The sequence below is a fragment of the Amnibacterium setariae genome (assembly GCF_003581425.1).
Taxonomy (GTDB): domain Bacteria; phylum Actinomycetota; class Actinomycetes; order Actinomycetales; family Microbacteriaceae; genus Amnibacterium; species Amnibacterium setariae.
This window is the reverse complement of the sequence record NZ_QXTG01000001.1, coordinates 48,863-62,939: the sequence shown is the minus strand read 5'-3', so window position 1 is coordinate 62,939 and position 14,077 is coordinate 48,863. Positions and strand designations below refer to the sequence as shown.

Annotated in this window: 13 protein-coding genes and 1 tRNA gene; 6 read left to right on the top strand and 8 right to left on the bottom strand. The window is 66.9% G+C overall.

Features of this window, described 5'->3' with window-relative positions; translation table 11 throughout:
• Entirely contained in the window at nt 1-315 is a 315-nt protein-coding gene (locus tag D1781_RS00335) for a hypothetical protein (protein WP_119480328.1), read from the bottom strand.
• Nucleotides 316-589: 274 nt separating this feature from the next.
• Between D1781_RS00335 and D1781_RS00330 the strand changes: the two genes are divergently transcribed.
• Nucleotides 590-1,270 (top strand): hypothetical protein, encoded by a 681-nt coding sequence (locus D1781_RS00330; RefSeq protein ID WP_147391996.1) that lies wholly within the window; start codon nt 590-592, stop codon nt 1,268-1,270.
• Nucleotides 1,271-1,483 carry a helix-turn-helix domain-containing protein gene (locus D1781_RS00325; RefSeq protein WP_233550854.1) on the top strand — a complete coding sequence of 71 codons (213 nt, stop codon included), beginning with the start codon at nt 1,271-1,273 and terminating at the stop codon, nt 1,481-1,483.
• A gap of 773 nt (nt 1,484-2,256) precedes the next feature.
• Here the strand turns inward: D1781_RS00325 and D1781_RS17305 are convergent.
• Together D1781_RS17305 and D1781_RS00315 are read right to left on the bottom strand one after the other, a co-directional pair.
• The gene (locus D1781_RS17305) at nt 2,257-3,696 is read right to left on the bottom strand and encodes a hypothetical protein (RefSeq protein ID WP_147391995.1); all 1,440 of its coding nucleotides are present in this window, start codon (nt 3,694-3,696) and stop codon (nt 2,257-2,259) included.
• A 1,681-nt stretch (nt 3,697-5,377) separates the two neighbouring features.
• Nucleotides 5,378-5,830, bottom strand: a complete 453-nt coding sequence (locus tag D1781_RS00315; RefSeq protein WP_147391994.1) for a hypothetical protein — start codon at nt 5,828-5,830, stop codon at nt 5,378-5,380.
• Between the two features lie 148 nt (nt 5,831-5,978).
• Here D1781_RS00315 and D1781_RS00310 point away from each other — a divergent pair, with 148 nt between their 5' ends.
• Complete coding sequence (locus D1781_RS00310; RefSeq protein WP_158589947.1) at nt 5,979-6,260, top strand: DUF4190 domain-containing protein; 282 nt, start codon at nt 5,979-5,981, stop codon at nt 6,258-6,260.
• Nucleotides 6,261-6,385: 125 nt separating this feature from the next.
• On the opposite strand, the gene D1781_RS00305 is transcribed toward D1781_RS00310, so the two are convergent.
• Nucleotides 6,386-6,907 (bottom strand): hypothetical protein, encoded by a 522-nt coding sequence (locus D1781_RS00305; RefSeq protein WP_119480323.1) that lies wholly within the window; start codon nt 6,905-6,907, stop codon nt 6,386-6,388.
• A 610-nt stretch (nt 6,908-7,517) separates the two neighbouring features.
• Here D1781_RS00305 and D1781_RS00300 point away from each other — a divergent pair.
• Both D1781_RS00300 and D1781_RS00295 read left to right on the top strand, forming a co-directional pair.
• Entirely contained in the window at nt 7,518-8,123 is a 606-nt protein-coding gene (locus D1781_RS00300) for a hypothetical protein (protein ID WP_119480322.1), read from the top strand.
• Nucleotides 8,124-8,249: 126 nt separating this feature from the next.
• Nucleotides 8,250-9,569, top strand: a complete 1,320-nt coding sequence (locus tag D1781_RS00295; protein WP_147391993.1) for a tyrosine-type recombinase/integrase — start codon at nt 8,250-8,252, stop codon at nt 9,567-9,569.
• Nucleotides 9,570-9,586: 17 nt separating this feature from the next.
• Here D1781_RS00295 and D1781_RS00290 read toward each other — a convergent pair.
• Nucleotides 9,587-9,659, bottom strand: a tRNA-Arg gene (locus tag D1781_RS00290).
• A 72-nt stretch (nt 9,660-9,731) separates the two neighbouring features.
• Nucleotides 9,732-10,748: a PHP domain-containing protein gene (locus tag D1781_RS00285; RefSeq protein WP_119480320.1), complete on the bottom strand. Its 1,017-nt coding sequence runs from the start codon at nt 10,746-10,748 to the stop codon at nt 9,732-9,734.
• 96 nt (nt 10,749-10,844) lie between these two features.
• Between D1781_RS00285 and D1781_RS00280 the strand changes: the two genes are divergently transcribed.
• Complete coding sequence (locus D1781_RS00280) at nt 10,845-11,975, top strand: NAD(P)-binding domain-containing protein (protein WP_233550851.1); 1,131 nt, start codon at nt 10,845-10,847, stop codon at nt 11,973-11,975.
• A gap of 513 nt (nt 11,976-12,488) precedes the next feature.
• Here D1781_RS00280 and D1781_RS00275 read toward each other — a convergent pair.
• On the bottom strand, nt 12,489-12,959 hold the full coding sequence (locus tag D1781_RS00275) for a hypothetical protein (protein ID WP_147391992.1): 471 nt from the start codon (nt 12,957-12,959) through the stop codon (nt 12,489-12,491).
• Nucleotides 12,960-13,110: 151 nt separating this feature from the next.
• Nucleotides 13,111-13,755, bottom strand: coding sequence for a hypothetical protein (locus tag D1781_RS00270; RefSeq protein ID WP_147391991.1), 645 nt, complete (start codon nt 13,753-13,755; stop codon nt 13,111-13,113).
• Nucleotides 13,756-14,077: the final 322 nt, after the last annotated feature.

Below are 14,077 nucleotides of genomic sequence, written 5' to 3'. Positions count from 1 at the left end.
TCACGTATTAAGAACGGCGTGGAGGACGCGAACTGTTGCATCGTCCTGGGAGCGGGTCCCCTCGATGCGCACATGAGCCCTGTCGGTGGCGCGCGGGCCGTGCCTCATCTGGACGGTGAAGCTGCCTTTTGGGCGCACGCGTCTAGTCCCGAGGAAGGCGAACGCGGCTGCCAGCGCGAGGTGCGCGGCGAGTTGCAGCCACTGGTTAAGAGCGGGGGTCGGGGTGGCGATCGTCCAAACACCCAGCGCCAGCCACACGCCCGCGAAGACGAAGTACGCGATCGGATTCGGCCCTCTCACCGTCCGCTCGGCCACGAGGTGAGGCTGCCAGCGCGGTGGCTGCGTCGCAACCGTCGACATGCTCGGACGAGGTCGAGGACGGGCCGTTGGAAGCGGAGTCGGCGCTCCGACAGATCGCCGGTGCGATTCGGCGGCTCCCGCAGCGCGACCGAGACGCGATGCCGCTCTAAGCGTGGGGCGACCTCGGGTACAAGGGCGTCGCGCAAGCGTTGGCCGTTCCCGTCTGAACCGTCCGCTAGATCCAAACCTATCGATTGACGACACTGTCGACGTTCGATATGTTACGGAAATGTCCGATGCCTCACGACTGCAGGACGCCCAGGTGATTCCGGAACGATTCCGGTGGGCGCTACGACTGTTACTCACGGTCGCAGTGCTGTGGACGCTTGTCAGCCTTGTCGGTCTGGTTCTGCAGGTGACGCAACTCGTGAACTGGGTGCAGCCCGGAGCTCGTGTACCGGTGACCTTCAGCACCAGCTTCGAGCTGAAGACCAACGGCGGGCAGAACAGCTATGGCGGCGGTCCGTTCGTGCAGGACGGACAGTCGGTGACTGTCACGCAGGTCGCCACAACGTTGAACGGCGTGCCGCTGATCAACCGGATTCTGCTCGGGGCCGCGCCCATCGTCTGGTCACTCACCGGGGTCGGGGTCGCCCTGCTGCTCGGCTTCACGATCCGGCGACTCATCGTCGGCACGTCCTTCGGGCGAGGGCTCGCCCGTCCGGTCGTACTCGCTGCAGTGGTCCTGGCCATCGGCTCGAGCGTCGCGCAGTTCCTGGAACTCGCCACCCCCGTCGCGTTCGGAGCGTTCGCGTGGGCGGCCCCGAGCGGTTACCCGATTTCGATTTCCCGAGCCAGCGCCCCGGGCTTCCAGTTTGGCCCGCTGCTCGCCGCGTGCGGGTTGCTCGTGGTTGCGCTCGTGGTGCGTCGAGGGCTTGCTTTGCAACGCGACGTCGACGGGCTCGTCTAGGTGAGTGGCAGCAGCATCCACTGCCGCCTCGACGAGCTGCTTTCCGAGCGGGGTATGACTCTCACTCGACTCAGCGAACTTGTCGGCATAACCGTCGTGAATCTCTCGATTCTCAAGAACGACCGAGCCCGGGCCATCCGGTACTCAACCCTCGAAGCTATCTGCGAGGTCCTCGAGTGTGACGTCGGCGACGTCCTCGTCAGGCGTAGATGACACAAGACAACCTGCGATTTGAGGCGCAACATTTCGCGGACCGGCTGATGAAGCGGGATAGTCGCACCGGCTATCACTGAGCGATGTGGCAAGGAAACCAGGACGCCGTCCCAAATCCTGCAGAGAATCAATGCCGCCGCGGTGTGCTTCTCAAGTACCAGTTGCAGCCTCACCCGCGCATCTTGCCAGTGCGGCTCGTCGATGCCACTGGCGGCCGAACCGGACTCCTCCTGCCGCTTCGAACTCTGGTGGCACGCGCCGGTTGACACGTCCTGCAGCACGCGACACAACTCTCCGCCGAGCTCGCGTGGATGGTCGTCGTGCTCCCAGCACGCGTTCTGCAATCAATTGGACTGTCGGCCAATGCCGTCGGCTACGCCACTGACCCTTCGGCTGGGATGTACCGGTCCGCTCGCTGTATCGCGACGCCCAACAACCTCAAGGACCAATCCCTCGATTCATGCTATTTAGCAAGGTGCCCGCGAACAGCGGAACGGCGCGCTCGAGCCGCGAGCCTCGCGGCTTGTCCACTTTCCCACGAGAGCAAGAGAATGCCAAGCGGCAGCCTACTTTGACCGCATCGATTCGACGGCGGAGAGAGCGATGCCAAGCAACAGCGCAAGTATGCCCCCGAACATAACTACGCCGCCGAGCACCCATTGCGCCGCCTGTCCGCTCGAGCCCAGCAGAAGCAGTCCCCCGAGGACCATCAGCGAGCCCGCAATCCAAAGGAGTCGGAGCCACGAATCCATCAAGGTCCTCCAGACTCTCGCTCAGCCCACAGCGGATACAACATAGTCGAGCTGCGCTACGCGTTCAACTGACGCGGCGGAGTAGAGGCTCAGAAGATTCACCGGGCTAGCACTAGGAGGCATCGTCAAGGTCCACAAGTTGCCCTTCCCGCGGAACGAGTTCAGAACGCGGATTGGCTTATCAGCGGCGGCTCCTGATGCGCTAAGCCCGATGGCAGTCGAGAACAAATCCGCCCCTTTGAGGTCAGTCGCGAAACGGTAGGTGTTTGTCGACTCCTTGAATCGCGCAATCGACTTTTGCGCGGAGGTTTCGAGGTCGGGCCGATGCAGACGTCTGGCAAGTGCCGCCATCGCGCCAATGGAACGTATGTCGGATGACGACTGCACCGCACGCGCCTGTGCTGAAGTGGGTGCCCGATCCAACACGATGAGTGACAGGGCAACGGCCAGACCGTCTCCTTGCGATGTTGCGATTCTCAAGAGGTTATTCGCATACGCCGATTCTCTCGCTAAACCCGATCCATCGAGGTTCAAGTGTAGCTTGACTTGTAATTCATGCAACTGGTAAAGAGTCACTGCTGACGTCCTGTCCGAGATTGAGTCGATTTCGCGCGAAACAAACTGTCCTACGTCGGCAATGGAGGATCCGCATATTAGGAGACTCTCCACTGCCATGTATGTTGACTGGATAGACGGCCGTACTCGGCCACTCGGCCATCCTCGTGCTGTTTCGCCGTTTGAGACTGCTTGTGTGATACTTGCCTTGGAGCCGACCTCGAGACCCATGCGGAGTGCCAACAGGGTTACTTGAGGATCAAACTGGCCTTGCCCATCAGCTGAAAGCCCTGCACTGATATTGGATGCAAGTGTCGACCCATAAGATCGTTCAAGTGGACTCAGCGCCCAATCCCTGCGCTGAGAAAGGTCATGCAACTGCGAGAGCGTACTGATGGACGTAAACGAGGCAGGTTCCTCCGCAAAGCGAGCAAACCACGCGGTGACATTTGCCCGCACTTCGCGCAGTTGAGGGTACTCGTTGAGTGCCTCGCCTTCGAGGATGCTGAGAGATGGCAGATCTCGATCAAAGATTGTTTCGTTGTCATCGGTCGGTCGCGCGTGGGATAGTGCCAGGCGCGCTCGCGTCACGAGTGCCGCGGGCACGTTATGCCCGGTCAGGCGGAAGATCTGACTCGCTGTGGAATCTGCCGCAAGCGAGGTGCCTTCCGCCCGAGAATAGAAGTATGAGCTGCCTGAACGGCTTGCCTCGAGCCACCGGGTTGGGAGTGCAGGACGAGACCCGAGTGCCCGCGATGCCGCCGCGGCTAGAAGCGCAACCTGCAAGCCAGGCAGACCCTGAACGTTGCTTCTCGGCGGACCGGTCAGAAGCCGATTGAAGTAGGAGGACAGGAACTTCCTTGATTTGACTTCGTCGTCGCTCCTCAACTGCGCGAGAAGCTGCACGCTCCATGAGGATCGGTACACGGACGGTTCAGCCGCAAGGTTCGTGATATCGCCGTAGGCGACCCCGTGGTCGGTTTGCTGCGCCAGGCTTGGAACGTTGTCCGCGACTGAACTGCAAGCGCTGCCGGACGCTCTCTCTAGCCGCGACGGCAGGGTGGGGTCCGTGTTGCGAGTTGCGGTGCAGCCCGCTTGGGTCGCGCAGAGCGCTGCGAGCAAAGCGCCTAGGGCAATGCGTGCGATGGTTGCTCGCAAGTCTGACCTCAACAATATGCACGTTCATTACGACTACGGTCAACAGGAGAAGCATCGCCAGCCGCGCGTCCCGGGAGTGCCCTTAGGCGGTCCCGAGGCGCGCGGCCGGCAATGCCTCGCAACTAAGAGTTGGCCGTCACGAAGGAGGACCCAAACTTGGCCGTCGCGTTTCCGCTCTCGGTCACGGAGATGAGAGCACCCGAGAACTGGTAGCCACTGAAGCTGTGCGTGATCTTCTTCGTCTTGCTCGCGTCGCCATCCCACACAATCACGCCTCCCACGATGCTGGATCCGGGCGAAGAGGAGATTGAGGGGGTTCCGACCCCAGCGTATGAGAACTCGTCGTGCAGTTGCATCGAAGAAGGCGTGTCAGTCCCTGCCCACTTGCCGTAGGACGACCCTGTGAAGGAGCCGTTATAGCACCCGAAACCGCTCCAGATCACCTTACTAGTGAAGCCGTTTTCGACGTAACTGCCTCGGCCATTCTTCTTACCGACGTTGTGGACAGACTCCTTCGAGCAGACTCCGATCGTGATGGCGTTAGTGTGCGCGCCGCCCTTGGGTACTGGTCGAGTGCTCGTACCGCTACCGGCAGTGGCACTTTCAATTGGTGCAGTTGTGCTCACGGAATCGGAAGGCGCGGCGGGTGCCGAGTCGTCCGCAAAAGCGGTTGTCTGAAACATGATGGTTGATCCGAGAATTACTGCCGCGCAAAGCCCCGTCTGGAAAAGACGCCTTCCCTGCATGTGAATGCCCTCCAACTGTCCTACGTCATTGTTTGATGTGGCCGGCCGTGAGGATGCTGGCAGGTCTCGTCAGACGATGTCAACGCGTGCACGAGTCGTTGCCCAGGGATTCGGGATGACTCCGCATGAATGCTGGCGACGCGCCGTGAACCGTTCGGGTCTACCGCCGGTTGTCGTCTAGCGCTAATATTCGCTGGGTGGCAGGGGATCACCTGACGGCGGTTAGTGCGGCACGTTTGTAGGCTCTGCACTGACCTGCTTGTCTCGGGAGCAGGGCAGTCAGACGCGCCTAGTTGGTCTGCCGCCGCGCGCGTGACTACGGCGTCTACGTGGAGGAGCGATGCGCTGCCGCTCCAGCAGCTACCAAGGTGAGCCCTGGCTGCGGAACCTTGAGGACGGGGCGCAAGCCCGCTGCGAGTACCAGCTCCACTGCGGCTTCTGTTGTCGCGCCGACGAGCTCATGCTGGTGCGCCACGAGCCAGCGATACTCATCGGTCTCACTCGCTAAGCAATTCTGACGCGCGCTCCGCGGTGCCAGCCGACGTTTAAGGCGAGGCAGCAATTGAGACGGTCGACGGGGCAGGCAGGCGAGTTGTCTCCAGGAGGCCGGTAAGACGTCTTGCGGGCAGACTTGGGAGAGCGGATCTCGACGCGAGCAGCTGCAGGTAGGCGACGCGGCTGGCTCAGGACCGCGCGGTTTGGTACCGGGAGGTTGCCGCTGTGACTGCGGCAGACGCGGATGCGGCGATCATCCCGACGACGACGCTCGCGATCAGCCAGAACTCCCACTGCGACCAGTAGTCCTGCACGACCGTGAAGATCGTCCCGATGCCCAATATCACGAGGGCGACGCCTGCCCCGGCTCCGAGAGCGATGAGGCCGAGCGCGGGCTGAAGTTGGTTGTCGGGACGGCGTCGCGCCTGAAGTGCGACCGCAGTCACGGCACCGAGGGCCGCGATAGTCGCGGTTGCTACGCCGACTCCTGCGCCGAGGGGAACGGTGTAGAGGAGCCACTGGATTGTCCGGGTGTCTTCGTTGCTGCTGGCGGAGAGTCCGAGACCGAGGAGCGCGCCGAGCACGAGACCGGCTGGAAGCGCGATGACGAGCGCTAGGCGGTAGCGGCGGAGCAGTCCCATGATCGCGAGTCTCCCGAGCAACGCGGGGAAGGGCAAGTGCCCGGTTGATGTGCGCGGAGTCTCGCGTACAGGTAGTTGGAGCGTTCGTTGGCGTGAGACACGCCGGGCGGTCTGGCGCTAGGGACGAGGTCCCGCGGACACTCGGATCGTGACCGACACAACGCGCGTCAGCCCTGCCTCGTACTCCGTGCCGCTGAGCGCGCAACCGCGGTTCAACGGCGTGGCGATCGCTGCCTTCATTGTCGTCTTCTTCGCGAGTGTGGTCGGTCTCGTGCTCGGCTACGTCGCCTTGAGCCAGATCAAGCAGACACAGGAGAGCGGGCGTGGCCTCGCTCTCGCCGCGGTCATCCTCGGTTCGATCGGCACGGTCGGGGCGATCCTGCTCGTGGGGCTGTTCCTCGTCGGCACCTTCGTGCTGAAGCTCTACTAGGGCCAACTACCGAAGGGACCGCTGGCTTGCGGGCCGCGGTTCAGCGGCCCGTGGGGAGCATCGAAACCTCGACGATGCAGCCGGCGTCTCGCGAGCAGGCGTCTGGGACGACCCGCCGCGACTGGCTACTGGATCGGAGGTTCCTCCGACTGTCGGTCGGCGAGCCATGCTCGGTAGCTGGTGTCGCCCGCGACAACGTCGTACTGTGCACCGGCCGCGATACTGCCGCTGAGCCGCTGCCGCTCCGCCACTTCGGCGTCAATGAGAGCGTGCACCGCTGCAGCTGATGTGGGGGAGCCCGCGTCCTTGGTGCTGTGGACGTACTGGCCATCGACCTCGATCACGAAGTCGCTGCCGAGGGTGATCGCGACGTCGCGGGGCAGTCGCGATTCCTCCTCTTCCCACCACTGCTCGGGCGTTCCTGCGGGCCACCCGTCGTCCCAGTGGAACGTGCTGTCCCAGTAGACCGACCACCGCTGAAGCCGGTGAGCGAGGTCTGCAGGCAGCTGAAGTGCGGCAAGATCCGGGTAGTCGAACCAGAACCAGAGCGGGTGGGGCGCTGAGTACTCGAGGAAGAATCGGATCGTGCGCTCCGGGCCGTAAGTGGCCGGACGCTCTGAGTTGACTTCTACTGCGTTAGCGACCACGACACCACGGTACGGACTCCAACGCGCAGGCGCTGTCCGTGTCTCAAGAGCAGGTCATTGAGACGCTTCGCCGGCTGCGCCCTGAAGGTCGTGGGGAGCCCATCGGGCGCGTTTCGGCGTCGTTGACGGGCGTTTTCTCGGCGCTCCCAGCCGGTGTCTCACTGTCTGTCTCAGAACCCCGGTCGCACGACGGCGTTACGAAAACAAGAACTGAGACGGACTCTCCGGCTGAGCAGCCGCGAGCTGCGACCCCTCGCCTCCCCGTCGTTGTCCCCGTCGTCGGGTGTGTGGGGTCTTGCGAGGGGTTTCGTCCGTCTTGCCCTGTCCTGGCCTGCCACCTCCGCTGGCGCGGCTCCCGAACCACCCCCACACAACTTGAAATGAAGCGTCGTGTGGGGGTGGTTCGGGAGTGCAGGTGGCAGGCCAGGACAGGGCAAGACAAGGAGCGATGGGGTGTCGGTTGAGTAGAGGCAGTTGTGATTCGAAGACACGAATGGGATGCGAGATCGGGGAGGGAATGGTGGCGTGGGCGGTGAAGTCGGTGTGAGGGCAAGGAGATGGTGTGGCGGGCTCGGAGCGGCGAGTTTGGGTAACGGGTCGGGATGGGCGCATGTTCGAGTGGTTGCGGATCGTGCGGGTCTGCGATGTGCAGTCGATTCGGTGGGTCCTCGGAGCGCTGAACTCGTCCAGCAGGCCGGTGTCAACCCGATCGGCGCAGGTGTGGTGCGCTCGGATGGAGCAGGTCGGCTTGATCGAGCGTGTCAACGTCGGCGCCCCTGGTGGTTCGTGGGTGTGGGGAACGTACGAAGCGACAGGGCAGGCGCGTCCGCGGATCTACACCCAGACGGCACGCCATGAGGTTGCTGTCGCGGCGGCCTCCGCTCGGTACATCGCTGCCGGGTTCGCGTGGAAGCGCGATGAGAAGCCGTCGCGCGTCGGCAGTCACCAAGCCGACGGCGTCGCCCTCGGCTTGCGCTCCGTCGACCTCATCGAGGTCGAGCTCACACCAAAGCGAGCCCCGCGCTACGCGTCGATCTTCAGTGCGTACCGGCGGCGGCTTGCCCTCGGCAGCGAGGACAGCGTCGTCTACCTGTGCACCGAAAGTGCGGCGCGAGCGGTACGGCGGGCACTGTCTGACTTTCGAGTGGGCGACGACATCGCCGACCGCGTTCGCGTGCGCGTGATGTTCGACGACCGCGGCGGCTTGCTCGCGTGATCCTCCACAGGCGCGTGCTGGAGGCATCTGACTTCGGACGTGCCGAGATGGAAGCCGGCGTTGTCAACCAGGAAAGGCTCGTGGTTCGTCACCACTGGCGGTCACGACCGGGGAGAGGGGACGGGGTTGGCTGACATCTATCGACGGTGCGGGTGCCGCCACGACGGTCAGCTCTATCCGGCTCTACCTGCGGGCGCAACGGACGCGCAGCGCGCAACAACCTGTCCGACGCTGCTGACCGACCCGAAGCACGGATCATGGGGCTTCGCCCTGTCCGCCGGGAAGGACCTCGCAACTGGACGCCGGATCCAGATACGACGGATGGGGTACCCGACCAAGCGTGCAGCGCAGGAGGAGCGGGCACGACTGCTCACGCAGGTGGCGTCGGGTCGCTTCACGCACAATCGGGCGCTGACGGTCCGCCAGTGGCTTACTGAGTGGCTCGACCGCCGGGTGCAGGACGGACTACGACCATCGACGGCCGTCATGTACCGCCGATACGTCGAGCAGGACCTCCAACCCGGCCTAGGGCATCTCCGACTGCATGAGCTCCGCCGACATCACGTGGACCGGTTCCTGCAGGCACAGCTCACAGGAGGCCGTGGGCTCGTCACAGTCCGGCGCATGCATGCCGTCCTCTCCAGCGCCCTCGCAGCGGCCCAGCGCCTCGACCTCGTCGAGGCGAATGCGGCCTCGAGCATCCGCCTGCCGCCCGAACGGCCACAACGAGCGCAGGTCTGGGAACCGGCGCAAGTCGGCCGCTTCCTCGACGAGGCAGCGGACGATCGGCTAGGGCCGCTGTTCGAGGTCGCCGTGTTCACGGGACTCCGCCGCGGCGAGCTGCTCGGCCTGCAGTGGCAGGACGTCGACCTGTCTGACGGCGAACTCATCGTGCGGCGGCAGCGCACGGACGCGGGCGGCCGCACGGTCGAAGGCGAGGCGAAGACTGCAGCGGGCCAGAACCGTCGGGTGGGACTCGGGCCGGCAGCGATCGCGGCGTTCGAGCGCTGGCGAAGGACGCAGGACGCCGACCGCGAGCTCTGGCAGAACCAGTGGGCCGGCGGCTCCTGGATCTTCACGCGCGAGGACGGCGAGCCGCTTGTACCGCAGTACGTGACGAAGCGGTTCGAGCGCGTTGTCCGGCAAGCAGGGCTGCCGGTCATGACCTTCCACGGCCTGCGCCATCAGCACGCATCGCTGCTGATCGCGCAGGGCGTCGAGCTCGCGATCGTGTCGAAACGGCTCGGCCACTCTTCGATCGCCATCACCAACGATTTGTACAGCCACCTTTTGAAGGACGCGAACCGGCAAGCCGGGGAGGCGGCGGAGGCCCTCGTGCCTCGCGCGTCGAAAGGGCTGTCGCAACGATCTGAGCACACAACGCACACACATCACGGCCGGAAGGGGAAGAAGCAGGAAGCCCCGGCCGAAGAGTTCCTCTTCTGACCGGGGCTTCTGTTCTGCGCGCCCGGAGGGACTCGAACCCCCAACCTTCTGATCCGTAGTCAGATGCTCTATCCGTTGAGCTACGGGCGCATGCCGCCGAAGCGACCGGACGATGCTACCAGGGACGAGAGGGCGGTCCTGACGGCCGCCCGTGCCGACCGATCACGACCGGCGGGCGTGCGTCCAGGTCAGCAGGTCCTCGACCGGCCACGTGGTGACGATCCGCTCGGGCGGCACGCCCGCCGCCGCGGCGCGCTCGGCGCCGAGCCCGAGGAAGTCGAGGTGCCCGGGCGCGTGCGCGTCCGTGTCGATGCTGAACAGGCAGCCGGCGGCGAGCGCCTCGGCCAGCAGGTCGTCGGGCGGGTCCTGCCGTTCGGGCCGGGAGTTGATCTCGATCGCCACCCCGGCGCCGGCCGCGGCGGCGAAGACGCGGGCCGAGTCGAACGTCGACTGCGGACGGGTGCCGCGCCGCCCCTCCACGAGCCGGCCGGTGATGTGGCCGACGACGTTCGTGTGCGGGTCCGCGATCGCGCCGAGCAGCCGGGCGGTGATCTCAGACGAGTCGGCGCGGAGGTGCGAGTGGAGGCTCGCCACCACGACGTCGAGCCGGTCGAGCAGTGCCGGGTCCTGGTCGAGCGTGCCGTCCTCCAGCACGTCCACCTCGATGCCCGGCAGCAGTCGGACGCCCGGCTCGTCGATGCCGGCCACGACCGCGAGCTGCTCCGCGAGCCGCTCCTCCGACAGGCCGTTCGCGACCTTCAGCCCGCGCGAGTGGTCCGTGAGGGCGAGGTACTCGCGGCCGAGCAGGCGCGCGGCCTCGACCATGTCGCCGATCGGCGTCGTGCCGTCCGACCACTCGCTGTGCGCGTGCAGGTCGCCGCGCAGCGCCGCCAGCAGCGCGCGGCCCTCGGGCGACGCCGGCGCGACGGCCTCGTCGCGGAGGTGCTGCAGGTACTCGGGCACGGTGCCGTCGAGGGCCTGCGCGATCACCTCGAGGCTGCGGCCGCCGATCCCCTTCGTGCGCGCCAGCCGCCCGTCGCGCAGCCGCGCGCGGAGGTCGTCCTCCGACGCGGGCGCGATCGCGGCGGCCGCGTGGCGGAACGCCTGGATCCGGAACGGCTCGGCCCGGTCGCGCTCGAGCCGGAATGCGATCTCGGCGAGCGCCTCGTGCGGAGTCATGCCCGCAGTCTGCCGCCGAACTCCTCGATGCCGAGGGCGAGCCGGCCCCGATGCGGGCGAGGGAATAGATGATGCGTCAACCGACTTAGCGAGAACGTGGGCGACGGGATTGACGAGACCGCGGCGCGATCCGCCACCGTCGTCGTGATCGGAGCGGGACAGGCCGGGCTCTCCACCGCGTACCACCTGCAGAGGAACGGCTTCGTCTCCGCGCTCGACGAGCCGACCGCCGGGCGGACCTTCGTGGTGCTCGACGCCGAGCGCGCAGCGGGCGGAGCCTGGCAGCACCGCTGGCCGTCCCTGGTGATGAGCACCGTGAACGGGATCTTCGACCTGCCGGGGATGCATCAGGACCCGCCCGACCCGCTCGAACCGAGCAGGGACGCCGTGCCCCGGTACTTCGCCCGGTACGAGCAGGTGTTCGCGCTGCCGATCCTCCGACCGGTCCGCGTCCGGACGGTGCACCGGGTCGACGACCGACCGGACGGCGCGCTCGACGTCGAGACCGACGCCGGCCGCTGGCGGGCGCGTGTCGTGCTGAACGCGACCGGCACCTGGGGCGCCCCGCGCCTCCCGCGGTACCCCGGCGCGGAGCGGTTCCGCGGACGGCAGCTGCACACCCGCGACTACCGGAGCGCGGACGAGTTCGCCGGGCTGCGCGTCGGGGTCGTCGGCGGCGGCATCTCCGCCGTGCAGCTGCTCGACGAGCTCTCGAGGGTCGCGACGACGTCCTGGTACACCCGGCGCGAGCCGGTGATCCTCGACGGGGAGTTCGATCGCGAGACGGTCGGGCGGGCGACGATCGCCCGCGTCGCCGCCGACGCCGAGGCGGGAAGGCCGATGGGCAGCGTCGTGTCGTACACCGGCCTGTTCCGCACGGAGGCCGTGCGCGCCGCCGAGGAGCGGGGCGTGCTCCGCCGGCGTCCGATGTTCACGGCGATGGAGCCGGACGGCGTGCGGGAGGCGGACGGCTCGTTCACCCCGCTCGACGCAGTGCTCTGGGCGACCGGATTCGCGGCCGACATCGACCACCTCGCGCCGCTCGGGCTGCGCGGCCCGCTCGGCGGGATCCCGACGGCGGGTACGCGCGTCGTCGCGGATCCGCGCATCCATCTGGTCGGGATCGGGCCGTCGCAGTCGACGATCGGGGCGAACCGGGCGGGTCGGGACGCCGTGCGCGACGTGCTGCGACTGCTCGACCGCACCCCGGCGAGCACGACCGCCTGACGTCTGGACGCCCGGTGGTCGGGTGCGGCGGACGGCGAGACTCGGATCCACGGGCTTCTTCGGGCCTCCTGCGTCACCATGCCACCCGCTGTTCGCGCTCGAGCGTGAGCAGGATGTGGGCACGGAGCGGTGGTTCTGACGCTGATCCGCGGTCGCAGCAGCCGGTGTCCGGCGTGCGAGCCGAGAGAGCCGGGGTGTGGACTCGATCGGCAGTGCGTCAGCACCTCTCAGAAGCCGGCGGGAGCGGGGAGGAAACCGTCCTCGATCGCACGCTTGTACAGGTCGACCTTCGTCGCGGCATGTCTTCCGACGCGGGCGTGCAGCGTTCGGCCAGGAGCGTGCGTACCGCGCTGCGACTGCCGCTTCCACGCGCAGAGCCGCTGCGGCCCATCAAGCAGCGAGCCACGCCCGTTCACCGCGATGAGCTGACGCTCCTCTGATCGAGCCCGCGCCGAGCCTGGTGGTGACGGCACCGCGGCCCGCGACCGCGTCGCGCAGCCCGTGACCGCGGGCTCAGCGGCGAGCAGCCTCCCGAACGCGTCCGCGGGGGCGACGAACGGTGATCGCTGCGATCGTGGTGGCGGCCACGGCGGCGATCGTGGCGTCGATCACCCCGCCGATGAACCAGAACTCGAGCGCTGACCAGTAGCCCGCCGCGACCGAGGAGGCCACGCCGACCAGCAGCGCGACGAGCGCGACGCCGCTTGCGGCGCCGAGGGCGATGGGCCCGAGCGCGGGCAGGGATCGCGAGTCGGCGGATCGTCTGGAGTCGAGCGCGACCGCGCCTGCAGCGCCGAGCGCGGCGACGACGGCGGTGACCACGCCGACTCCTGCGCCCAGCGCGACGGTGTAGCCGAACCAGCCGAGGGTCTGCGTGTCGGCGTCGCTGCTCGCGAAGAGCGCGAGGCCGATGATCGCTCCCAGCGTCAGACCTGCTGGGAGCGCCCACGCGAGCGGCAGACGGTAGCCGCGCAACAACGCCATGCCCGCAGTCTGGGCACCGCGTCCGGTGTTCTCAACCGCGCCGATGGGCGACGCGGCATAACGAGGCCCGGTCCGGGCTCTCGGCGCGGCCGTGCAGGCGACGCCCCCGAGACGGGATGCGCGCCGCTGCCGCCAGTGCGTCAGGTCCGGGTCAGGTCTCCTCCGTGAGGGGGAGCTCTGCGTCCTCCGGCCAGAGCCAGTGCGCGTTCGCGGCGGCTTCGAGGACCGAGGTGGTGTCGATCGTCCGTCGCGAGTCGTCGATGCCGAAGCGAGGCCATGCGCAGATCAGGTCCATGGTCGGGGCCGGCGGCAACGGGTGGAGCCAGCGCTGCGCGGTGCCGTGGATGCGTTCCGTGCTGCCGCTGCCGCCGCTGCCGCCGCTGCCGCCGGAGTTGACCAGGCGGGGGCCGGGGCCGGGCTCGCGCCAGTCGAAGCGGTCGTTGGTGCGGGCCGTCGTCCCATCGCTGAGGGCGACGCCGAGCAGGAGCGAGTCGGAGTCGTCGCGGCCTGCGGGGGCGTGGCGGAAGGCGATCTCGTGCATCTGCTGCCACTGGCTGGCGGTCTCGTCCGTTCGGCGGATCGTCCACGCGATCTCGAACAGGCACCCCGTGCTGTAGGCACGGATCGCCTGCACAGCGACCGCCGCTGCGTCCGAGCGGGCGAGGACGAACGACGTCGGGATCGGTCTGCCCACCTCGTCCGGCGACGGGCCCCAGAGCGGAGGTTGCCGACGGTAGGGCTCGCGCGCTTCCTCCGGTTCCGGGAGCTCGGGACCACCAAAGGTGAAGAAGGACACGACCGCGAGCCTGACGGGTGGTCGGATCCGAGCGCAACGAGCGGATCGCCAGAACCCAGGGCCGTGCAGGCACTCATCCCGGGACGCGCTGGGAGCCGTCGAACCCGCAGTGGCCGTCCTCAGCGGCGCGGACGTCACAGCACCCCGAACAGAGCAGTAGCCCCGGAATCACGAGGATCGCGGGGCTACGACAGGAGCGGAGACGGTGGGATTTGAACTCTCGCCGAGACCTCGCCAAGCCTCCTTCAATGCGCGAGAACCGCGGAAACACGGGCTTTTCTGCTCACCGCGATCAAGTTGAACTGGCGTAGTTCTTGCTCGA